At 61.0% G+C, this 21345-nt stretch carries 18 protein-coding genes, 1 tRNA gene and 1 pseudogene; 9 read left to right on the forward strand and 11 right to left on the reverse strand.

Going from position 1 to position 21345, the window contains the following annotated elements; translation table 11 throughout:
* Positions 1-30 precede the first annotated feature (30 nt).
* Both CO655_RS14260 and CO655_RS14265 read right to left on the reverse strand, forming a co-directional pair.
* Positions 31-450: a hypothetical protein gene (locus CO655_RS14260; RefSeq protein WP_141514314.1), complete on the reverse strand. Its 420-nt coding sequence runs from the start codon at positions 448-450 to the stop codon at positions 31-33.
* Positions 451-506: 56 nt separating this feature from the next.
* Positions 507-920: a DoxX family protein gene (locus tag CO655_RS14265; protein ID WP_245423805.1), complete on the reverse strand. Its 414-nt coding sequence runs from the start codon at positions 918-920 to the stop codon at positions 507-509.
* Positions 921-1010: 90 nt separating this feature from the next.
* On the opposite strand from CO655_RS14265, the gene CO655_RS14270 reads away from it, so the two are divergent.
* The 3 genes from CO655_RS14270 (at position 1011) to CO655_RS33400 (ending at position 3013) form a co-directional block, all read left to right on the forward strand.
* Positions 1011-1910, forward strand: a complete 900-nt coding sequence (locus CO655_RS14270; RefSeq protein WP_097665148.1) for a LysR family transcriptional regulator — start codon at positions 1011-1013, stop codon at positions 1908-1910.
* Between the two features lie 228 nt (positions 1911-2138).
* Positions 2139-2672, forward strand: a complete 534-nt coding sequence (locus tag CO655_RS14275) for a DUF2314 domain-containing protein (RefSeq protein ID WP_176539249.1) — start codon at positions 2139-2141, stop codon at positions 2670-2672.
* Between the two features lie 134 nt (positions 2673-2806).
* Complete coding sequence (locus tag CO655_RS33400) at positions 2807-3013, forward strand: hypothetical protein (protein WP_141514315.1); 207 nt, start codon at positions 2807-2809, stop codon at positions 3011-3013.
* Here CO655_RS33400 and CO655_RS14280 read toward each other — a convergent pair.
* Complete coding sequence (locus CO655_RS14280) at positions 2991-4346, reverse strand: DUF882 domain-containing protein (RefSeq protein WP_097665251.1); 1356 nt, start codon at positions 4344-4346, stop codon at positions 2991-2993. The genes CO655_RS33400 and CO655_RS14280 overlap by 23 nt on opposite strands.
* Positions 4347-4886: 540 nt before the next feature.
* On the opposite strand from CO655_RS14280, the gene CO655_RS14285 reads away from it, so the two are divergent.
* Positions 4887-5414 carry a YHS domain-containing (seleno)protein gene (locus CO655_RS14285; protein ID WP_010028772.1) on the forward strand — a complete coding sequence of 176 codons (528 nt, stop codon included), beginning with the start codon at positions 4887-4889 and terminating at the stop codon, positions 5412-5414.
* Here the strand turns inward: CO655_RS14285 and CO655_RS14290 are convergent.
* Positions 5411-7324, reverse strand: a complete 1914-nt coding sequence (locus CO655_RS14290; protein ID WP_097665149.1) for an adenylate/guanylate cyclase domain-containing protein — start codon at positions 7322-7324, stop codon at positions 5411-5413. The genes CO655_RS14285 and CO655_RS14290 overlap by 4 nt on opposite strands.
* 870 nt (positions 7325-8194) lie before the next feature.
* Between CO655_RS14290 and CO655_RS14295 the strand changes: the two genes are divergently transcribed.
* Positions 8195-9553 (forward strand): phosphatase PAP2 family protein, encoded by a 1359-nt coding sequence (locus CO655_RS14295; protein ID WP_245423807.1) that lies wholly within the window; start codon positions 8195-8197, stop codon positions 9551-9553.
* Positions 9554-11075: 1522 nt separating this feature from the next.
* Positions 11076-11348 (forward strand): annotated as a pseudogene (locus CO655_RS14310) (SAM domain-containing protein); the annotation flags it as partial.
* Between the two features lie 7 nt (positions 11349-11355).
* Here CO655_RS14310 and CO655_RS14315 read toward each other — a convergent pair.
* From CO655_RS14315 to xylF, 4 genes are all read right to left on the reverse strand, one after another.
* Positions 11356-11432: transfer RNA gene (locus CO655_RS14315), tRNA-Arg, on the reverse strand.
* Between the two features lie 205 nt (positions 11433-11637).
* Positions 11638-12420 (reverse strand): ATP-binding cassette domain-containing protein, encoded by a 783-nt coding sequence (locus CO655_RS14320; protein WP_097604281.1) that lies wholly within the window; start codon positions 12418-12420, stop codon positions 11638-11640.
* A 14-nt stretch (positions 12421-12434) separates the two neighbouring features.
* Positions 12435-13748, reverse strand: a complete 1314-nt coding sequence (locus CO655_RS14325; RefSeq protein ID WP_097604282.1) for a sugar ABC transporter permease — start codon at positions 13746-13748, stop codon at positions 12435-12437.
* Between the two features lie 260 nt (positions 13749-14008).
* Positions 14009-15049, reverse strand: coding sequence for a D-xylose ABC transporter substrate-binding protein (xylF, locus tag CO655_RS14330; protein WP_097604284.1), 1041 nt, complete (start codon positions 15047-15049; stop codon positions 14009-14011).
* A gap of 229 nt (positions 15050-15278) precedes the next feature.
* Here xylF and CO655_RS14335 point away from each other — a divergent pair, with 229 nt between their 5' ends.
* Positions 15279-16502, forward strand: a complete 1224-nt coding sequence (locus CO655_RS14335) for an ROK family protein (protein WP_097665151.1) — start codon at positions 15279-15281, stop codon at positions 16500-16502.
* 331 nt (positions 16503-16833) lie between these two features.
* Here the strand turns inward: CO655_RS14335 and iolG are convergent, their stop codons facing one another.
* Positions 16834-17826: an inositol 2-dehydrogenase gene (gene iolG / locus CO655_RS14340; protein WP_097665152.1), complete on the reverse strand. Its 993-nt coding sequence runs from the start codon at positions 17824-17826 to the stop codon at positions 16834-16836.
* Positions 17827-18025: 199 nt separating this feature from the next.
* Between iolG and CO655_RS14345 the strand changes: the two genes are divergently transcribed.
* Positions 18026-18310, forward strand: a complete 285-nt coding sequence (locus tag CO655_RS14345; RefSeq protein WP_097665153.1) for a hypothetical protein — start codon at positions 18026-18028, stop codon at positions 18308-18310.
* Here the strand turns inward: CO655_RS14345 and CO655_RS14350 are convergent, their stop codons facing one another.
* Together CO655_RS14350 and CO655_RS14355 are read right to left on the reverse strand one after the other, a co-directional pair.
* Positions 18311-18781: a hypothetical protein gene (locus tag CO655_RS14350; protein ID WP_097665154.1), complete on the reverse strand. Its 471-nt coding sequence runs from the start codon at positions 18779-18781 to the stop codon at positions 18311-18313.
* Positions 18782-18932: 151 nt separating this feature from the next.
* A complete protein-coding gene (locus CO655_RS14355) occupies positions 18933-19937 on the reverse strand; it encodes a LysR family transcriptional regulator (protein ID WP_097665155.1) in 1005 nt (334 codons plus the stop codon).
* A gap of 270 nt (positions 19938-20207) precedes the next feature.
* On the opposite strand from CO655_RS14355, the gene chvE reads away from it, so the two are divergent.
* Positions 20208-21272, forward strand: a complete 1065-nt coding sequence (gene chvE / locus CO655_RS14360; protein ID WP_097604301.1) for a multiple monosaccharide ABC transporter substrate-binding protein — start codon at positions 20208-20210, stop codon at positions 21270-21272.
* Positions 21273-21345 lie beyond the last annotated feature (73 nt).

Here is a 21345-nt window from a genome sequence, read left to right on the forward strand (position 1 = left end):
AACTGCAACATCGATCGTCGCGTCACAGTGTCAGGCATGGATATAACACCATCCAGCCTCCTGCAGTTCTATCAGGCGGACAACTCCGTACGGCACGACGGTCGTACCCTCGACGAGTTGCAGTTCATGCCCCTCCCGCTGCTCGGCGATGCTCTTGGAGGAGCCGCAGATGGTCAGAGATATTTCGGGTATGGCCTGCCGCAACATCGTCAAAGCATCCAGCAGGGGAGACTTGTCCTGCCGGAATAGCGCGATGCCCGAGGCGTTCGCCAGGATCTCTATGGCAAAAGGCTCGTTCTTCTCGGAGTAGGACCGTGACACGTTCAGAGAACCGCTGATCGCGTGGCGCATCACGGCTTCGTCTGCACTGTCGACCTGGAACACAACGCGATGTCGATGAACCTCTGAGGCGCCTGATGATGTGGATGCGGCTGCGGCGGTGACAATCACGCCCGCGCCCCCGGACACCAGACGACGCCTTGTTATGGATCGCAATCCGGAGGGCATCAGGATCGCTTCCCCAGGGAGGTGAGGCGCGTGAACTGATCGCGGTGCAATACGGTGATGGTCGCGGTCACAATAAGAAGCAGGACCGCTCCGCCAGGATTATTGTGCAGGACAAAGAGATGCGCCACTGTCGCGCAGACCATTGTCAGGGAAAGCAGCAGCGCACCGAAGGCCGTCAGCCCGGGCGCGAGCAGCCCCACGCATCCGATGAGTTCCACCGTCGCGGTGACATAGCGGAAGCCTTGGCCCAGGCCAATCTGCTCGAACATGTCGATACTCATTTGGGCGCCGGATAGCTTCGCAGCGGCGGCGGCGGCGAATGCTGCCGCGGCAGCGATCCGTAGCGTCCAGGACAGGCCTGATCGGGTTTTGGAAGGTTTCGGTATCATCCGAGATGCGACTTGGGCCGGCATTGGCTTCTCCTTTGAAAGATGTGCCAAATTAAATCCTGCCGAATTATCGGAAAAGCCTATATTTTAAGATAGAAACAATCGGAAATTCTAATGATAGACAATCTGTCGCTCGACCAAATCCGCACCTTCATCGCCGCGGCGGATGCCGGCAGCTTTTCTGCCGCGGCGAAGGAATTAGGCCGCTCACAATCGGTCGTGAGCCAGACGTTGGCAAACCTCGAAGGGCAGTTGGGTGTCGTTCTGTTCGACCGCTCAACGCGCAAGCCCAAATTGACGCTTCAGGGGAACGTCCTGCTGTCGGACGCTCGGTTGATTGCGGAGAAGATTGACTCCCTGAAGGCGCGGGCGAGGGATCTTTCCGAAGGGCTTGAGGCGGAACTATCCGTCGTGGTCGACGTGATGTTTCCTCAGTCGCTTCTGACAGACGCTATCGCCTGCTTTAGCCGAGAATTTCCAAGCGTATCCCTGCGGCTCGGCGTCGAAGCCCTGGGAGCGGTCGTCGCTCCGATACTCGCTGGAACGTCCGCGATGGGGATCGTCGGAACGTTTCCGGCGCTTCCCGCAGGGTTGGCAGCCGAGCGGCTGCTCGGCGTACCCATGCAGATCTACGTCGCGCCCAGCCACCCGCTGGCGTCGAGGCAAAGCCCTATTCCCAAGACTCTGCTTCAAACACATCTCCAGCTGGTGTTGACCGATCGTTCCGAACTTTCGAGCGGACGGGAGTTCGGTGTCGTCGCGGCCAAGACATGGAGGCTCGCCGATCTGGGTGCCAAACACGCCTTCATCCGGGAGGGGCTCGGCTGGGGAAGCCTTCCTCGGCATCTGGCTCAGGACGATGTGGAGCGCGGACGGCTCGTTGCGCTCGAGATCGAAGATTATCCGATAACGCCATTCGTAATGCCGATGTTCGCAGCCTACCGCATGAGCGCCCCTCCCGGTCCGGCCGGGCAATGGCTCATCCGACGGCTGAAGGAAACCGAAGCCGGATGAATGAACGCCCACGGCGTAAGGCAAAAATCGGAGACGTGCGATTGTCGAAGAAGCGATGCCCACGGTGGTCGCTTGCAATGGATCACCTTCAAGAACCGATCCCAACCCAGATCGACTGGCCGATGCCACATTCGGCGAGACCAGCATCCAATTCCAAACCAAATATTGAAGATCAACCTGAGATAGCTATGTTGCGTCGTATAGTCACAACAATTTAAGGCCTATCGAATGTTGCGCAGTGTCATTTCACTCCTCTCAATGCTTGTGCTCTCCATTCCGGTCATTCCCGCCGAACACGCGCTGGCCCAAGACAATCCAAACGTCCAGCTGATTGCGCCCGGCGATCCGGCCATGGCCAAGGCCCATGAGAAATCGATAGGGGAGTTGGACGGCTTTCTCGAGAAACTCCGCAACCCACCGGCGGGAACCGAAAATTACAGCCTCAAGCTTGGTTTCAAGGACAAGGACAAGAGCGTGGTCCTGACCACGGACCAGATGGCGCCGGATGTGGAATTCATGTGGGTCTACCAGATCGAGGCGTCAGGTGACCATTTCACCGCTCTTCTGGGCGATAGGCCGGAATACATCCACAACATCAAGCAAGGGGACCGCGTCGCGTTCGAGAAGTCTGATATTTTCGACTGGCTCTATGTCGAGAAAGGGAAAATCAAGGGCAACTATACCGCCTGCCCGCTGCTGTTGGCCGGTCCGAAAGAACAGTTGGACCAATATCGCGAAATCTACGGCATTGTCTGCGACTGACCGCACGCCGGCTGGACGAGGCAAAAGAAAGCCCCGCCGAAACGGGGCAATCAGGGGAAAGGACGGGATCGCGCAGGAAGGAAGAGCGGACGGACCCAAAATGGGGCCACCTTTGCGATCCCACGGCTATAACGATGAGCGATCCGCCAGGTTCCGGTACGCTATCAGACGAAGCTAGGGGCATCGGCGGCCACGACCTCACCCGAACAAAACTGGCCGCCCGCCGCCATCTTCTCGAAGCCATCTGCTTGCCGGCTGGCGAGGTGACATTCGAACGTTTTTTGTCGCGGGCGCAGCGCATTAACCTGACGAATGCGGTCAACCCTCCGGGGGCGATGTAAACCGGCCGGCATCGAACGGGCCTCTGCCTGCGACCGGGGTAACATCCTCAGCTGACGTCGTAACACTCGCCTCACGATGAACCGTGCGGGGCGAGACACGAGGCGTGCTCAATCCCATCGCTTCGCCGGGAGAATGCAGCGCCCATTTCATCAGCGCCGCGTCGGACGTCGATCCGAGGAAATTCGCTTCTTCCCACGACGCGGTCATGGGCAGAGAGGCGATCATAGCAGCGCCCGGCCTGGCGGTCTCCGCTGCAGCAAGGCGGGGATGGAAGCGGGCGTGGGCCGGCAATGCCGTGGCCGGTCTCCCCGGAAGTGCGGCAATCGGGCCGATCGAGGCGGTCTTGAGTTCGTGGTCCGCGCCCGCGTCATGCGCAAGCGCAGGCGGGCGCATCGCCGGTATCGGAATCGGCAAGGATGAAACATCCGGAGCGGCGTCTTCGTCATCCCGCTCGCCTGCGCCGGTCTGCAGCGCGAGCGCATTCAACGCCCGGCTTTTCGGCGTCGGCAGAAGCGCCGTTACGAGCTTGCCGTTGGTGGCGTCGCCGCCCGGCGGGGTCGATGCTCCCGCGTCCTCGTCGTCGCCAGCGGTGCTGGCGATCTCTATCGCGGTGGAACTGACGCGCTTCCGGTAGTTCGCAACCGCCTGGCTATATCCCGGCAGCGGCCGGCCATCGGCCGGAAGATGCATCGTCTTCCCATTCGGGAAGATCCGGGCAAGTTCCTGCCGCGACATGCGGGGCCAGGCCCTGACATTGCCGACATCGAGATGGACGAAGGGCGATCCCGAGGTCGGATAATATCCGACACCGCCGACCTGCATCTGCATGGCAATCGCGCGCAGCGTCGTAAGCTTCACGCCCGGAACATAAAAATCCATCGCCTTGCCGAGCATGTGCTGGCTCTTCTTGGCGACGCCAGTGCTGCGCGAACGGTTGCGGAGCATGTTGTTGGTGGTAGGGGAGCGATAGGCCGAAACGACGTGGATATAGTCCTTGCCGCCGCTGCGCTTGTACACCTCCCAGACCAGGTCGAGCAGCCGCGGATCCATCCGGGTCGGCTCGTTCCTTCGCCAGTCGCGCAGAAACCGATTGATCTGGGCAAGGCCTTTGGGATCGAACTTACCGTCGCGCTTATAGGTGATCGTCGCCTTCTCGCCCGTATGGGTAAAGAACAGCTTCAGGGCGCGATCCTCAGCCGAGGCCAATGATGCGGAACCGACAAGCGCGGGGAGCGCAAACAGAGCCGGCAGAATGGTCTGCGCTGCGATGCGTTTTGCACGCGACAGAAGCGTGGCAATTCCGCCTGACAATCCTTGCACTGAATACTTCAACGCCAACAACCCGTCCTAAACCAAACACGCGACGACGGGCGGGAACTCCGCATCCATCACGCTCAGTAAGCCAGCTTATGGTCAACAAATTGCTAATGAGCGGATGCGAAGGTCGGTGAGTTGCGATGCGGGTGGTCTGCGGCGTAAATCCCGACTCGATGATGTGCGTGGCAACTATGCGCCAGTTGCGGTTATGACAGTCATGGCAGGTGGCTGCTATCCCGCCGTCGAAAGTAAGGGCTCTATCCATTAAGCTACACCGTCGCTTTAGGACCGAACAATCCTGTTGTATTTTGCTTCGACACCGGATTGTTGACCAACTTTGAGCCAATTTTCGAAAAGTAGATCGACCCTTGCGGCTGCGGATTTTTTGACCAAGTTCGACAGCCAAAGCCAACGTCTCAGTTTCATGCCGCTCGGACTCTTCACGCCATTCTTCTAGCGTTATACGGCTCATTTGACTTGCCCACGCGATAAAGGGGCCGTGCTAAGCGTGTTGCGGCCGAGCGCTACATGAGCCATAATTAGTGCCCGAACGGAATGACGCAGACGGCTTCGTTTGCTGCGGGGCTGTTCGCGGCCCGGGAAGGGCAAATCAGGGAATTCGCCATGCACAATGTCTCTCGGCGAAATGCAATTCACCTCGTACTGGCGATCGCAGCCGCCCTGTTTGCGACCTCGATGCCCTCTTTTGCCACGGAAGCGGTTCCGCTGGCGATCAAGGGTTATGACCCGGTCGCCTATTTCACCATCGGAAGCCCCACGCGCGGGCTGCCGGAGATCGAGTACGAATGGGACGAGCACCGCTACCTCTTCGCGAGCGCCGAGCATCGCGAGCTTTTCAAGGCCGATCCTGTTCGCTACGCGCCGCAGTTCGGAAATTTTTGTGCGATGGCGCTGGCCATGGGCGAGCTCGACGAAGCCAACCCGGAGAACTGGCTGATCAGCGACGGCAGGCTATATATTTTCGGCAAGCCGGCCCCGATGGGACCCGCGCTCTTCCAGGAGGATCTTGCTGCGAACATCGCGAAGGCCAACCAGCACCGCGCGCTACTTCAAGGACATTAGCGGTTCATTCTCCCGGCCGGTGGCAGGTCAGCTGTGACGGGGTAGAGGCGGGCCTTGCGGAATCCGTCGCGCAGATGTTCGAGATCGCCAGAGTTTAGAAACTTGGTTCCGAACTCCTGCGGGTCGAAGGTTGGGTCGATGCGGCGTATCATCGTCACGACACGCGCAGCGTCCTCCGCTCGGTTGTGTTGTGCATAGGCGGCCGCCAGTAGAATACGGCTGAAGTTCGCGCCTGCGGTTGTTCGAAGATTAAGTTCCGCCTGTTCGATCGCCGCGTCGTAACGCCGTTTCAGATAGTAGGCCAGGCTCAGCGCAAAGCGATCGATCGCATTGAGATCGGGGTCGATACGCTGCGCCTGCTCCAAGGCCTCGATCGCCCCATCCGTCCGTCCCAGCCACAACAGGATGGTGCCGCGCCCGGCAAGGCCGTGGGCATCGTTCGGATTGATCGTAATGGCGCGCTCGAGCTCCGCCTCTGCCTGGTTGTATCTCTGATGAAAGAGGTGGATGTGGCCGAGAATGATACGCGCGCGCACCTCGGAATCATCAAGTCTCAGCGCCTTGATTGCCAGTTCCTCGGCACGGCTTAGGAAGGCGGTTGGCGATTCCGCCCAGCCCATCGAGCTTGCAATGTGATAGGTTTCGGCAAGTGCTGCATAGGCGGCAGCGTAGTTCGGGTCAAGCTCGATGGCGCGTCTGAGCATGGCGCGCGCCTCCACATTGTTTGCGTGCGTCGGGCGCTGCAATGCCGGCCTGGCGCGCAGCACGTAATCATAGGCTGCGAGATTTTCGGTTGGTTTTGCGAACACCCGATTTTGTTCGATCTGCGTCAAGCGAATCGCGAGGACTCTGACAATGTGAGTGACAATGTTGTCTTGCAGCGCAAACACGTCCGCCAGCGCCTCGTCGAAGCGCGCAGACCAAAGCACTCGTCCCTGCCTTGTGTCGACGAGTTGCGCGATGACCCGCACACGGTCGCCAGTCTGGCGGACGCTGCCTTCGACCAGATAGCTGACGGCGAGACCGCGGCCGATCTCCTCCGGGCTTGCGGGCGTTCCCTTGTAGGGGAGGACAGCGTTCCACGACATCACGGTCAGCGCGGAGAACCGACCGAGTGCGTTGATGATATCCTGCGTCAATCCATCCGCGAAATGCTCACGAGCCGACTCGTCGCTGTTGTTCAGGAACGGGAGAATGGCGATCGCGGGTTTCGTGCCGACTTCAGCACTTTTTGTGAATTGATCGCCAGAGCGCAGAATGCTGAGAAATTTCCACTCAGGGCCAAGACTGGTCCACAGCGCGCCTACAATAAGCAAACTCATCAGAGCTAGAGCGGCGAACAATCCCCGGCGCCAGCCGGCGAGCGCCGGAGCGGCCGTGGCGTCGAGCCGCACACGAAAGGTGCGCACCGGCCGAGCGATGTTCTTGAGTTTCTGTTCGCCGATATCCTCAAAGGCAATGTCGAGCTTGCCTTGCGCGTCTTCCTGCACGCGGCCCGAGACGCAGATGCCGCCAGGCTCCGCGAGCCCCTCCAAGCGAGCCGCCACGTTGACGCCATCCCCGAAAATGTCGTCACCCTCGATGATGATGTCGCCGACATTGATGCCGACGCGGAACTCGATCCGTTGTCCTGCCGGCACCGCGACATTGCGTTCCGCCATGCCGCGCTGGATCTCGACGGCGCAGCGAACGGCCTCGACCACACTCGCGAACTCGACCAGCATCCCATCGCCGGTGGTCTTGACAATCCGCCCGCGGTGTTCGTTGATCTTTCGGTCGACCAGAGCACGCCGATGCGCCTTCAGTTGGGCGAGCGTACCTTCCTCGTCGTTGCCCATCAGCCGGCTGTAGCCGGAGATGTCGGCCGCTAGAATGGCCGTAAGTCGCCGCTCTACATGCTCGGTTGACAATCCAACTCTCCCCGGTGCGCTTCGGCCACCTGTTTCCGATAGCTCTGGGCTAAGCCCCAAGGTGCCCCCAATCGAAGGCGAGCGTCTCGCCCACCGCTGGGGCGGTGGACCGCGAACGCTATGACCTGCTCGGCCACACCCTCACCGATCTTTTGGCCCGCAACCACATCGGAGCGAAAATGGACGCCGGCCCACATGCGCGCGTCGGCCGCCTGCTTGGCCGTCACGCTCCATCAGCGCGGAGTAGCCCACCACATCGGCAGCAAGAACGGCAGCAAGCTTGCGATTCCCGACGGCGTTCTTTAAGACCACTTATGCCCGAGGAATGCACCGTAGCAGAAGTCGGAGGCATTGTATTGCCGCAAGGCCCTTTGCTGTGCATGCACCGGAAGGTCTGGAATGGGTCAAAACCGGACGTCGCGCTACACGATTTTGGAATGTACATCCCGATTGGCGCGCCGGAGAGGATGAAAGTTGGCACCTTAGCGCCAATAGGACCCGCATTTGACGTTCAATGTAAAAGGTTGGCACTCGGTGCATCGCTCGTAAAACAACGAGCCGATGCTGTTTCACACTGTCCGCGGTCGACCATTCCTGGTTGACCGTAGCTCAACCAGGCGTCGCTGATGCCATTGGCAGCCATCGAAAAATGACCGCGGCGAATAAGACTATAAAGTACTTCCGAAATAGCGATCGACCGAACTTTGCCTCTTCGACCGAGATGCGGCGCATAAACAGCCATTCGGCTTAGAATTTCACAACGCTGCCGTGCTCTAACTTGATCCTTTTATTGAACAGCGCCTCGCCGTATAATTAGACTTTGCTAAAATGAAGATAGAAGGGCAGCGGGGCAACGTATGGGAGGCTCACATGCTTAGCGGCTTTGGCAAGGCCTGCGCGGTAATCCTTTTTTCAGGGAACTGTGCTTTCGCCCAATCGGATTTGATAGAACCAGAGGCTGGAACGTGGAAGACGTGGGTAATCACGTCTGGCGAGGACTTCCGAGTCCCACCGCCGCCCGACGCCTCCGCCGCAGCAGCCGAACTGGCGCGGATGCGGGATCTCTTGGCGCAAAAGGATCCGGCTGCCGCCGACAAAATCACCTTTTGGGACGCCGGCTCGCCTGGGTACCGATGGATCGATCTGGTCAACAATCGCCTTCTCGAAAACCAGCAGATTCCAAATGCGCACCGCGTCTACACCTATTTGACGATGGCGATGTACGACGCCACTATCGCTGCGTGGGACGCGAAGTACTTCTACAATCGGCCGCGCCCGAGCGAGGCGGATGCGACACTGCCGACTGCGCTGCCTACGCCCCGCAGTCCCTCCTATCCATCTGAACACGCAGCAGCCGCCGGAGCCGCCGCGACCGTTCTTTCTTATTTCTTTCCCGAAGAGACATCGTCGTTCAAGGCAATGGCAGAAGAAGCGGCACAGTCGCGTGTGCTTGCCGGTGTGCAGTTCCCAAGCGATTCTTCCGCCGGTCTGGAGTTGGGGCGGAGGGTCGCAGAGCAGGTGATTGCGCGGGCAAAGGCCGATGGCTCCGATGCAGCGTGGACCGGCACTGTTCCGACCGGGCCGTGCATGTGGGTCGGGAGCAAACCCGCCAATGTAACCATGCCAAACTGGAAGCCGATCGTGCTGGCAGCAGCCGATGAATTCAGGCCGCCGGCGCCACCCGACTGCCAGTCCCCAGCTGTAAAGGCCGAGACGGATGCAATCCGACAGTTTGAACGAAAATTCCCTAATAGCTACAAAGCGTTCTACTGGCAAAGCCCATCCGGCCTGTTCACCGACTGGTATGACTATGCCAGCAAGTGGATGTTCGAGGACAGGACGGATACGAACCCGCCGCGTGCCGCGCGGGCTTACGCGATGCTCGCAACGGTCTATTACGACGCCTACATTGCAAGCAACGACGGGAAGTACGCCTATTGGTATCTGCGGCCCAACATGCTTGACGCGAGCATCACTCCCCTGTTCGCGGTGCCAGCCCATCCCAGTTATCCGTCGAACCACTCCACGCTTTCAACTGCCCGATGCGAGGTCCTGGCGTACCTGTTTCCCGGCCATGCGGAGTTCGTCCGCGCGGTTGGCAAAGAGGCGGGCGATTCCCGCGTCTGGGCTGGTATCCACTATGAAATGGACAACCAGGCCGGTGCCGCACTTGGCAAAGCGGTGGCGGCGAAATTCATCGAGCGGGCAAAAACGGACGGGGCGGACTAGCGGAGGAAGCAGGCAGGATACGATCTCGACCGTTTGCAAATAGTACCTCTCGCAGTTGGTCGAGCATTTCTTTTGCACCGACGAGATCGCGAGTATCGAGACCCCGCGGCGCATCAGCATAAACAGGTGTGAGCGAGCCGCGAGCCGCTCGGTCGTTCCCATGGTCGTGAATTTGCCGCGCGGCGCCGCGCGGCTCGCGAACACACCGAAAGTCCGGAAATTGGCGCAAAGCTGCCTACCGCAACGCTGCCCGCGGCCTCTGCAATAGCAATGTCCGCTTTTGGCGAATGGACGGGGCTGCAGGAATGACTGCCATGCGGCGCAAAGCCGCCATCGCTGCGGTGCCCAGTTTTGTTCTGGAGTGGTGGTGAGGCCCGTCGCCTGACTTCGAACGACAGGCGAGCGGTCCTTAGCAGGCAGACATGTTCGGGTACTTTCCGGACGATCGCGGCGAGCAGGCCTAGTCGGTCCGAAAGATCCGCCAACTCAACTGTATAATCCGGACTATCTAGTCATATTACTTAAGAGCTAATTGATTGATTGTTGCATGTATTTTAGTATTCAAAATCCGAAAAATATAGTCCGTCTCCTGTTCCAAGCTGCGGTCGCAAAGCGGTTCGCTATGGGGAGCGGCTCTCCAATGGGAGATTGCGAGGCATAGCTAGCCGTGGGAGCGGTAGCCTGCCTCCTCTGATCAGAATCGAGACATCCCTTTTAGCGTCCGCCGGAGACGGCATCGAGGATTTGCAGCGGTTGGCGACCTACGCCAGAGAGGGAGCCAGCACAGCCGAAAAGGCATCCTCTGGCGTTCCTGAGTCAATGACTCTCATCAAGGAGTATGACCATGTCCAGACTTATACTTCCGGTTTTCACCGCGCTAGCGCTTCTATTCGCTGGGCTTGTGCCGACGTTAGCAGCTAGCAGCAACTCACGGGACGAAACCACAACCATGGGTGAAAGCGGTAAGCCGCCGCCGAACGACAACGCTGGAAGCAGCGGTGGCACCAAGGATACCTCAACGAATAAGGGCAATCCCGACAACACCAACTGCAACGACTGCGGTTCGAGTGGGCCGGGCAACAAATGAGATATCTAGACAACACTAGGTCGGCTGCGTTCTAAGATATAGGCAAAGTCAGCCGTGTCCAGCCAACCAGTGCCACGTCTGCCTCAAGATTCGTAGTGTCGCGCCGGCGGAGGAAGGCGCGACGCTGCAGGCTTGTTACAGCGCCTTGCGCCTCGGGCCCCAGTTCGGCCAGGGCTGCCAACGGCTTCATCGCCGATGGCGCACGCATCCGGCGATCCGACGAAACTGCCCCTTCAGGCGATCAAAGGTGGGCTAGGCGTCGACACGGCGGTGTACCACGGTCTTCGCGGGCAAGACACGATTGAGCCGCCGATGTCGCCGATGAGTTCCGGAGGCGCAAGCGGAATGAACGTCGATGAGACGATTGAGGATTGACTCCGTCAACTCGGTCTCTGCCAGTATGCTGAGGCCTTCGTCAAGAATGACGTTGATCTTCGAGCGCTCCCTCATATCGCGGAATCCGACCCCCAGGAGCTCGGTGTCTCGCTTGGCCACCGGAAGATTATTCTAGCTGCTATCAATCGACTTGCGCAGTCACGCCCGGCCGAACAGCCTCCTGCTTCAGCCGCTTCCGAAACCACGCCCGAAGCTGCGTCTCAGCGTGCTCTTCCGCGATCTGGTCGGGATCAACAGCGCTGTCAGCGCAGCTCGATCCTGAAAGCTTGGTGGCACATATGCCAAGCCATTTCGCTATCATGGCAAGCGTGAGAAGAAGTGGCGCACCCGACAGGATTCGAACCTGTGACCTTTGGAATCGGAATCCAACACTCTATCCAGCTGAGCTACGGGTGCATGCCTGAGGCGGTTTGAATCGCCTGTCCGATGGGTGGTTCTTAGCCTAGCTTGCGGCCGGCTTCAATCGCGAAATTCCCAGAAATACCGATGCTTGCGGTTTTGCAGGGTGTTTTTATTCGTCAGCTGTGGGGGCTGACATAAAAACTCCGCCGGCCTCGCGGGCGGCGGAGTGGGTTTTCTGAGGCAGGGCGCCTGACGGCCCTCAGATCTGCATGGCGCCGGGGCCGGGGATGGCTTTCGGCGGCACCTTGCCGAGGATGATCATGCCCAGCACCTCGTCCTTGGTCACATCCTCGGTGCGGGCGTGGCCCACCACCTGGCCGTTCTTCATCACCGAGACGCGGTCGGCGAGGTCGAAGACGTCGTGGATGTCGTGGCTGATGAGGAAGATGCCAATACCTTCCTTCTTCAGCTGCTTGATCAGCTCGCCCACCTGCGCCGTCTCCTGGGGGCCGAGCGCTGCCGTCGGCTCGTCCATGATCAGGATGCGGGCGTTGAAGAGGATCGCGCGGGCGATCGCCACCGATTGCCGCTGGCCGCCCGAAAGCGCCTTCACCGGCTCCTTGAAGCGCTTGAAGTTGGGGTTGAGCCGCCCCATCACTTCGCGCGCCGAGGCCTCCATCGCCACGTCGTCGAGCGTGCCCCAGCGGGTCTTCAGCTCGCGGCCGAGATAGAGGTTGGCGGCGGCGTCGACATTGTCGGCCACGGCAAGCGTCTGGTAGATCGTCTCGATCCCGTATTTCTTGGCATCGCGCGGATTGCGGATGTCGGCCGGCTCGCCGTTGATCAGGATCTCGCCCGAGTCGCGCTTGTAGGCGCCGGAGAGGATCTTGATCAGCGTTGATTTGCCGGCGCCGTTATGGCCGAGAAGGGCGACCACTTCGCCGGGGTAGAGATCGACCGAGGCATTGTCCACGGCGTGGATGCCGCCGAAGGAGATCGAGATGTTTTTCAGTTCCACGAGGGGAGTGCGTTGATCAGCCATGTCTGGGGCTCCTCTCACTTGGCACGGGCGCGATAGACGGTGTCGAGCCAGACCGCCACGACAAGGACGGTGCCGACGACGACGCTCTGCAGCGGGGTGTCGACATGCGCGAGCACCATGCCCGATTGCAGCGACTGCATGACCAGCGCGCCGAGCATGGCGCCGGCGATCGTGCCGGTGCCGCCCGCCAGCGACGTTCCGCCGATCACGGCGGCGGCGATGGTGTAGAGCTCGTCGAGCGTGCCCTGCGAGTTCGTCGCCGCATTGAGGCGGGCGGTGGAAATCGCCGCTGCAATGGCCGCGAGGACGCCCATCAGCGCAAAGATGCGCACCGTCACCCAGCGGGTCTTGATGCCGGCGAGCTCGGCCGCCTCGGGGTTGCCGCCGATCGCGAAGACATAGCGGCCGAAGCGCAGGCGGGTGGCGATGAAGGTCATGATGATGCCGACGATGATGGCGATCAGCACCGGCACGGCGATGCCGTAGGGAATATCCAGGCCGGTTTCCGGCCAGGGGATATTGTTGGTCTCGGCATATTTCTTGGCGATGTTGATCGGCCAGTAATAGCTGTTGGCGATCGAGACGGCGCCGAGGATCAGCACGCAGCTCAAGGTGGCGAGGAAATATTCCGCCCAGATCGGCCGGCGCGGAAAGCCGAAGCGGCGGCGCTGCCGGCGTGAGCCGATGATGCTGGCGATGACGAAGAGGCAGGCGGCGATGCCGACGATCCAGCTCCAGGTGGCGCCGATCGAGCCCTCCGCGCCGCCGCCCATGATGCGGAAGGTCTGGTCCATGGGGGCAACCGTCTGGCCGCTGGTGACGAGCCAGGTCGCGCCGCGCCAGACCAGCAGGCCACCGAGGGTGACGATGAAGGAGGGAACGTTCAGGAAGGCGATGATCATGCCCTGGAAGGTGCCGATCAGGCCGCCGGCGATCAGGCCGACGATCAGGGTGATCACCCAGGTGAAGGGGCTGTCGAAGCCGATATACTCAGGCAGGATCTTCGCCTGGGTCACGCCCATGATCATGCCGCAGAGGCCGAGCACGGAGCCGACCGAAAGGTCGATGTTGCGGGTGACGATGATCAGCACCATGCCCGTCGTCATGATCGCGATGTCGGTCGTCTGGACCGAGAGGTTCCAGAGATTGCGCGGCGTCAGGAACAGGCCACCGGTGATGATGTGGAAACCGATCCAGATGATGACGAGTGCGCCGATCATGCCGAGCAGGCGTGTGTCGATTTCGGTGGCGCGGAAGAAGCGGGTCACCGGATTGGCTTCCGCCGTTCGCGGCCCGCTTGATGTGGTGGATTTTACCATTTCGGCCATGGGTTTGCCGTTCCCCCATTGTGTTTGGACGGGTGCGCCGGCGTGCCCGAAACGGTCGGCGGCGTCATCGTCCGTTCTTCAACTGACCATCGTGATGCTTCCGGAAACCGTGGCGTGGCGTCGCGACACCCTTCCGGCAGGGAATGCAAGTCCGCGATGGCGCGGCGGGGCGGAGGAACTGCATCCTTGGAGTTCGCATCCGCATCCGGCGCCGCAACGGTCTTTCCGCTGCGGCGCCGGCAGTTCAATCTCGAGCTTTCTTACTTGCAGGCGGCGACCGTGTCGGACTTCACGCCCTGGCAGGCTTCAGCCTTGGAGATCCAGCCGGCGTCGATGACGACGTTCAGATTGTCCTTGGTGATGGCGAGCGGCTTCAGGAAAACCGACTGCATTTCCACGCCCTTCGGCCCGCCCTTGAAGGCCTGTGCGCCGTCGATCTTGCTCATGTCCTTGCCGCCGGCGAGGTCGAGAGCGATTTCGGCTGCGCGCTTGCCGAGTTCGCGGCTGTCCTTCCAGACGGAAACCGTCTGCGTGCCGAGAGCGATGCGGTTCAGCGCCGCCTTGTCACCGTCCTGGCCGGAAACCGGAACGGAGCCGGCGAGGCCCTGGGCGTCGAGCGCTGCGATCGCGCCGCCGGCCGTGCCGTCGTTGGAGGCGACGACGGCGTCAACCTTGTTGTTGTTGGCGGTCAGGAACTGCTCCATGTTGCGCTGGGCGTTCTCCGGCAGCCAGCCGTCCGTATAGGCCTCGCCGACATTCTTGATCTTGCCGGCATCGATCGCTGCCTTCAGCACTTCCTGCTGGCCCGAGAACAGGAAGTCGGCATTCGGGTCGGAGGACGAGCCCTTGATGAAGACATAGTTGCCTTCCGGCTTCGCCTTGAAGACGCCTTCGGCCTGCAGGCGGCCGACTTCCTTGTTGTCGAAGGTGATGTAGAAGGCGGCCGGGTTTTCGATCAGGCGGTCGTAGCCAACAACCGGAATGCCTTCGGCGGCGGCCTTTTCGATCGCCGGGCCGATGGCGTCGGAATCCTGGGCGAGAATGATCAGCGCGTTGGCGCCCTGCGAAATCAGCGATTCGACGTCGGTCAGCTGCTTGGCGGCAGAAGACTGCGCGTCAGCGGAAATATACTTGGCGCCCTTGGCTTCGAGAGCCTTCTTGATCGCGGCTTCGTCCGTCTTCCAGCGCTCTTCCTGGAAATTCGACCAGGAAACGCCGACGACGAGATCGGCAGCCATGGCGGCGGTGTGCACGGAAACGAGAATGGCAGCGCCCGCCATCAATTTCAAAATAGACTTCATAATGTCCTCCCGAGTGGAGTTGCGACCGGCCCAGCCCATGCTTCCTCCGGCCACCGCGATACACCTGTCGAGGAAAGTTCGGATTATTTTCTCGACAGTCGAGAAATTTGATGTCAGAGATTTTTTCAACTGTCAACACTGCACTACCGGCTTAATTCGCTTGCGCAACGGCGGTCGGACATGCAGTGGAAACCACGGGTGGAGCAAGCAGGAGGAGAGGGCGGCATTCATGCTGACCAAGTCGAGCACGGAGCTGGTCCGGCAGAGAAACAGCGTGCTCGTGCTGTCCGTGCTGCGCCGTCACGGCGCGCTCGCCCATACCGAAATTTCCGATTTCACCGGGCTGTCCTCGGCCACCATCTCGGCGATCACAGCCGATCTGGAACGCGCCCAGATCATCGAAAAATCCGAGCAGCAGGCGGCAAGCGGCCGCGGCCGGCCGCGCGTGCTGCTCCGGCAGCGGCGCGATTGCGGCTATCTCATCGTCGTCATCATCTCCTCGGATGCGGTGCAATATTCGCTGGTCGATTATGCCGGCAAGCTGATCGACCGGTTCAGCGAGGAGCGCTCGCATGATCCCTCAGGGGCTGGCCGCTTCGTGGAGGGCGTGCGCACCGGCCTTTTGCGCATCCTCGATCGCTCCCGCATTACCCAGGAAAAAGTCCTGCTGATCTCGATCAGCAGCAAGGGCCTGGTCGATTCCACCGAGCCGGTGCTCGTCTGGTCGCCGATCTTCGGCAGCGACCAGATCGATTTCGAATCGGCGCTGCGGCCGGATTGGCAGGCCAAGGTCATCCTCGATAATGAGACGCTGCTGGTCGCCGCCGCACTCGGCGCGCGCGAGGAGATCGTCAAGGGCGCCGATTTCCGCTCGCTCGCCGCTCTTTCCCTCGGCCACAGCATCGGCCTCGGCATCGTCCGGCGGGGAGGGCAGACCGGGCAGGAGGTCTCGGCGCCGAATTTCGGCCACATGCTGCACATGGCGGGTGGCGGCCTCTGTCGCTGCGGCACCCGCGGCTGCATCGAAGCCTATGCCGGCTTCTACGCCATCCTGCGCGGCGCCTTCGAAGTGCCGCTCGATACGATCCCCGCCAAATTCGTGCCCGTCGCCGAACTCGACAAGATCGCCGCCAAGGCCCGCCAGGGCCACCGCACCTCCGCCTTCGCCTTCCGCCAGGCGGGGCTTGCGCTGGGCAACGGCCTGTCGCGCATGCTCAGCCTCACCGAACGCATGCCCATCGCCATCACCGGCCCCGGCACGCGCTATTACGACCTGCTGCGCCAGGGCATCGAAGAGGGCCTCGGCCAGTCGCATATCGTGCGCATGGAAGGCATGCCGGAAATCCGCATCGTCCCGGAAGAGCCCATCCTGGTCTTCGAAGGCCACCTCAACCGGGCGCTCTCGGTGATCGACCAGGATATTGTAGTCTCAGGCGTTCAGGGCGGGGAGTAGTGGTTCCCCCTTCGCCCCAGCGGGGAGAAGGTGCCCGAAGGGCGGATGAGGGGGCCACAACCGCCGACAGAGATTTCTTTAAGTCTCTGTCATAATACTGTTTTAGGCCTTGGAGCAGCTGGTAGCTTGGACCGGCCAGCCTTGTGTCCGCGGCCCCCTCATCCGACCCTTCGGGCCACCTTCTCCCCGCAGGGGCGAACGGGACAGGCACCGTCTCACTCACCCTTTTCCCTGTGAGGAGGGGCCTTTTTGAGCTTAGCCCAATCAAACGCAAAACGGCCGGGCGTGTGCCCGGCCATCTCATGCATGACTGGCGGTCGGGAGAGGGCCGTCAGCCAACCTTGATCAGTTTGCCTTCCTTGACCGACTGCACCGCGGCGTCGGCAAGCGCCAGCGCTGCGAGACCGTCGGCGCCGGAGGGCGAGATCTTCATGCCCTTTTCGATTGCGGCGATGAAGGCGGCGATTTCGTTGGCGTAGGCTTCGGTGTAGCGGGTCATGAAGAAGTCATGCAGCGGCGGGCGGGTGTAGCCGTCGCCGTTGGCGACTTCGATCGAGACCGGGCGCTGGTTTTCGGCCGCGGCCATGCCCTTGGCGCCGTGCACTTCGATGCGCTGGTCGTAGCCATAGGTGGCGCGGCGGGAGTTGGAGATGACGGCCTGCTTGCCGGAGGCGGTCTGCAGGATCACCGAGACGCTGTCATAGTCGCCGGCTTCGCCGATCGCCTTGTCGACCAACACGGCGGCGGTCGCCAGCACCGAGACCGGCTCTTCGCCGAGCAGGAAGCGGGCCATGTCGAAATCGTGGATCGTCATGTCGCGGAAGATGCCGCCCGAGCGCTTGATATAGTCGACCGGCGGGGCGCCGGGATCGCGCGAGGTGATCGTCACCATCTCGACATCGCCGATCTTGCCGTCGTCGATCACCTTGCGCACCGCCATGAAATGCGGATCGAAGCGGCGGTTGAAGCCGACCATCAGCTTGGCGCCGGTCTCTTCCACCACCTTGATGCAGGCCTTGACGCGGGCGACATCGAGATCGATCGGCTTTTCGCAGAAGATCGCCTTGCCGGCGCGGGCGAAGCGCTCGATCAGGTCGGCATGGGTGTCCGTCGGCGTGCAGATGACGACGGCGTCAATATCTTTGGCGGCCTCGATCGCCTCGATGGTGCGGACCTCGCAGCCATAGGCCGAAGCGATGGCTTCCGCCGCCTGCGGGAAGGCGTCCGCGACCGCAACCAGCGTCGCGTTGGCGTCGCCGCTGACGGCCTTCGCATGTACCTTGCCGATGCGGCCGGCGCCGAGAAGACCAAATCTCACTGTCATTGCAACCTCCCTTGAATTCGGAACAAATAAACCGAATTGCCAAAAATCTGGAATTTTCATTCCATCTTCTCTGCGTCGCGTCAAGCCCGCGGCTCTTTCACATTTGCAAGATTCAAACTAAAGACAAGCGCGACACCTGACCACAATGGGTGCGACACATGCCGGGGGCATGTGTGACATATTGGACTGTGGGGCACAGATGCAACTGATCGATCCGAACCATCCGGCATACCGGCGCCTCTGGGTGCGGATTGCCATCGTGGCCGTCTGCTTCGGCTGGGCTGCGGTCGAGATCATCGGCGGGGATCCCTTCTGGGCCGTCATCTCGGCCGGGGCGGGCGCCTATGCCTATTATATGCTGTTCTGGAGCTTCAATCCGCAGCCCGAGGTCGCCGAGCCTGCAGCCATGCCCGACGCTGACGACGACGAAGAGCCCGCGGCGCCAGCCGCGGACAAGCCGTCGAAGGACGGGCAGGCGGAATAGTCAGCGCAATCTCCTGAGCGCCTCGTCGATCAGGAGATTGGCCAGCATCATCCGCTTCGTCGCATTGTCGCGGAAGGGCACGGCGACGCCGTCGGGATGATTGGCGCGTGCGAAGGCGCGGCGCTTCTCGCCGAGCGTCAGCGGCGTATCGGTCGCCGAGATCGCCAGTTCGGCGGCAACCTCTTGCGGCGCCGTGCGGGTCAGGTGATCCGGCATCACAGGCTCGGGTGGAAGCAGAGGCGCCGGTTTTTCCGCGGGCCCGGCTGCGGCTTCGTGTTCCAGATTGTCGAAATAGGCTTCGCCGATCCGCTGCGAGGCGGCCGAGACACCCTCCATGACATCGAAGGCGAAGCCGGTGCCGAGGCCCGCCACACGGTGGCCGGCCGGCGCTTCGGCGTCGTCTTCCACCGACTCGTCCTGCGCCTTCAGCCGCTCGAGCACTGATTGAAATACCGACTGTCCGAACAGCATCCCGCTTCCTTGAAGAGCATTCCGGCGTCTGCGATCGGCCGACGTGCTCTATTTTTTCACGCAATTTCCGGACGCAAAAAACCGCTGCGCATTTGCCGAAATTGCTCCGGCGCACATTAAGACCGGCCAAGATGGCGCCGGGCTTGCGGACCTATCCCGCCTGCTTCAGGCTTTCCTCGAGGATTATGTCGTAGAGCAGTCGTGCGCTCGGCGGCAGCGCCCGCTCGCTTGCCGCGATCAGGCTGTAGGGCTTGACGTTGATGTCGAAATCGATCGGCAGCACGCGCACGTCGGAGGCCTTGGCGCCCTGGCTGGCAAGGAAATGGGCGACGTCGACGGCGACGGGGGCGATCGCATCGGTTTCGCAAACGATGGCGCAGGTCAGCAGCAGCGAGGAGGTGTTGACGACATTTTCCGGCAGCGCCACGCCGCGCGCCAGGAAAATGTCCTCGATCGTGCGGCGCAGCAGCGTGCCCGGCGGCTGAAACACCCAATCGTAATCCCTGACGTCGGCAAGGCTGCTCACCTTCTGCTTTAAAAGCGGATGGCTCTTGCGCACGATCAGGCAGGCGCGTTCGATGCCGATCTCCTTGACCTCGAACAGGCGCGGATTGAGATCGTCGGGAATGCGGCCGATGATGAAGTCGTGGCGGGCGGCGAGCAGCTCGCGGGCGAGCACGTTGCTGGTCTCCACCTGGATGTTGATCTCGATGCCGGGATAGGCCTTGCGCACCCTGTTGATCGCCGGCACGACGAGGCTCATGGCCGGCGCCGTCACCGCGCCGATGAAGACCGAGCCGCCCTTGCCGCTCTTCAATTCGCCGATCTCGCGGCTCGCTTCGCGCAGCTCCAGCAGGATCTTCCTGGCACGTCTGGCAAGGGCCGCGCCGAAGGTCGTCAGCACCACGCCGCGGGCCACCCGCTCGTAGAGCTGAGTCTTGGTGATTGATTCCATTTCGGACAGCATGCGCGATGCGGCGGGCTGCGAAATGTTGAGGACTTCCGCAGCTGCGGAAATCTGTCCGCTATCTTCGATTGCGACGATCATGCGCAGGTGATTCAGCTTAAGTCCTGCCCGTAAAAGGCTGTCATCGCCGAAACTGTCGCTGTGGATATCGACGTGATCCATCGAAATGGGCTCTGAAACGATCGTCATGGTTGCAGCCTCCCACTGCGCTCCATCAAAAGTAATACTTTTTAACGATATACCAAAATTGTTATGCACATTACCACTTATTCTATTTGACAGTTATAGGAATCCATACCAGTTTGCCGCCGTGTGCTGGTTGGCACTCAACACGTGTGAGATCGTGGAGGAGACCTACTTCGTTTCTCACCATCTGAAGTAACTATCCAATACGGAACCTGCCACAGTTTCGGGGCGGGCGATTTTTCGTCCGCTGCTCTATTAACAAGGGAGAGAGAAATGAAATCCATTATCTCATTGATGGCTGCGGCTGCCTTCGGCGTCGCTTCGTTCGTTATGCCTGCTATGGCGCAGGACAAGGGGCTCGTCGGCATCGCGATGCCGACGAAGTCCTCCGCTCGCTGGATCGACGACGGCAACAACATCGTCAAGCAGCTCGAGGCCGCCGGCTACAAGACCGACCTGCAGTATGCTGACGACGATATTCCGAACCAGCTGTCGCAGATCGAAAACATGGTCACCAAGGGTGCCAAGGTTCTCGTCATCGCTTCGATCGACGGTACGACGCTTTCCGACGTTCTCCAGAAGGCTCACGACGCCGGCATCAAGGTCATCGCTTATGACCGCCTGATCCGCGACTCGGCCAACGTCGACTACTACGCCACCTTCGACAACTTCCAGGTCGGCGTTCTGCAGGCGACCTCCATCGTTGACGCCCTCGGCCTCAAGGATGGCAAGGGCCCGTTCAACATCGAACTCTTCGGCGGTTCGCCGGACGACAACAACGCCTTCTTCTTCTATGATGGCGCAATGTCGGTCCTGCAGCCCTACATCGATAGCGGCAAGCTCGTCGTGAAGTCCGGCCAGACCGGCATGGACAAGGTCGGCACCCTGCGTTGGGATGCGGCTACGGCCCAGGCCCGCATGGACAACCTGCTCTCGGCCAACTACACCGACGCCAAGGTCGATGCCGTCCTGTCTCCCTATGACGGTCTCTCGATCGGCATCATCTCCTCGCTGAAGGGCGTCGGCTACGGTTCGGCTGACCAGCCGCTCCCGATCGTTTCCGGTCAGGACGCCGAAGTCCCGTCGGTCAAGTCGATCATCGCTGGCGAACAGCACTCGACGGTCTTCAAGGACACCCGCGAACTCGCCAAGGTCACTGTTGCCATGGTCGATGCCGTCATGTCCGGCAAGGAGCCCGAGGTCAACGACACGAAGACCTACGACAACGGCGTCAAGATCGTTCCGTCCTATCTGCTGAAGCCGGTTTCGGTCGACAAGACCAACTACAAGCAGATCCTGGTCGACGGCGGTTACTACACCGAAGACAAGCTGAAGTAAGTTAAACACGAGGCCGGAGCCCGCGTGCTTGCGGGTTCCGGCCTTCGATTTTATGATCGCCAAGCCGCTCGGC

Origin of the sequence: Rhizobium sp. M1 (assembly GCF_002531805.1) — a bacterium.
Taxonomy (GTDB): domain Bacteria; phylum Pseudomonadota; class Alphaproteobacteria; order Rhizobiales; family Rhizobiaceae; genus Rhizobium; species Rhizobium etli_C.

Coding starts and splice junctions, on each gene's coding strand:
- CO655_RS14265 (WP_245423805.1), bottom strand. CDS start 920: ATGCCGGCCCAAGTCGCATCTCGGATGATACCGAAACCTTCCAAAACC.
- CO655_RS14270 (WP_097665148.1), top strand. CDS start 1,011: ATGATAGACAATCTGTCGCTCGACCAAATCCGCACCTTCATCGCCGCG.
- CO655_RS14275 (WP_176539249.1), top strand. CDS start 2,139: ATGTTGCGCAGTGTCATTTCACTCCTCTCAATGCTTGTGCTCTCCATT.
- CO655_RS33400 (WP_141514315.1), top strand. CDS start 2,807: ATGAGCGATCCGCCAGGTTCCGGTACGCTATCAGACGAAGCTAGGGGC.
- CO655_RS14285 (WP_010028772.1), top strand. CDS start 4,887: ATGACGCAGACGGCTTCGTTTGCTGCGGGGCTGTTCGCGGCCCGGGAA.
- CO655_RS14295 (WP_245423807.1), top strand. CDS start 8,195: ATGCTTAGCGGCTTTGGCAAGGCCTGCGCGGTAATCCTTTTTTCAGGG.
- CO655_RS14320 (WP_097604281.1), bottom strand. CDS start 12,420: ATGGCTGATCAACGCACTCCCCTCGTGGAACTGAAAAACATCTCGATC.
- CO655_RS14325 (WP_097604282.1), bottom strand. CDS start 13,748: ATGGCCGAAATGGTAAAATCCACCACATCAAGCGGGCCGCGAACGGCG.
- xylF (WP_097604284.1), bottom strand. CDS start 15,049: ATGAAGTCTATTTTGAAATTGATGGCGGGCGCTGCCATTCTCGTTTCC.
- CO655_RS14335 (WP_097665151.1), top strand. CDS start 15,279: ATGCTGACCAAGTCGAGCACGGAGCTGGTCCGGCAGAGAAACAGCGTG.
- iolG (WP_097665152.1), bottom strand. CDS start 17,826: ATGACAGTGAGATTTGGTCTTCTCGGCGCCGGCCGCATCGGCAAGGTA.
- CO655_RS14345 (WP_097665153.1), top strand. CDS start 18,026: ATGCAACTGATCGATCCGAACCATCCGGCATACCGGCGCCTCTGGGTG.
- CO655_RS14350 (WP_097665154.1), bottom strand. CDS start 18,781: ATGCTGTTCGGACAGTCGGTATTTCAATCAGTGCTCGAGCGGCTGAAG.
- CO655_RS14355 (WP_097665155.1), bottom strand. CDS start 19,937: ATGACGATCGTTTCAGAGCCCATTTCGATGGATCACGTCGATATCCAC.
- chvE (WP_097604301.1), top strand. CDS start 20,208: ATGAAATCCATTATCTCATTGATGGCTGCGGCTGCCTTCGGCGTCGCT.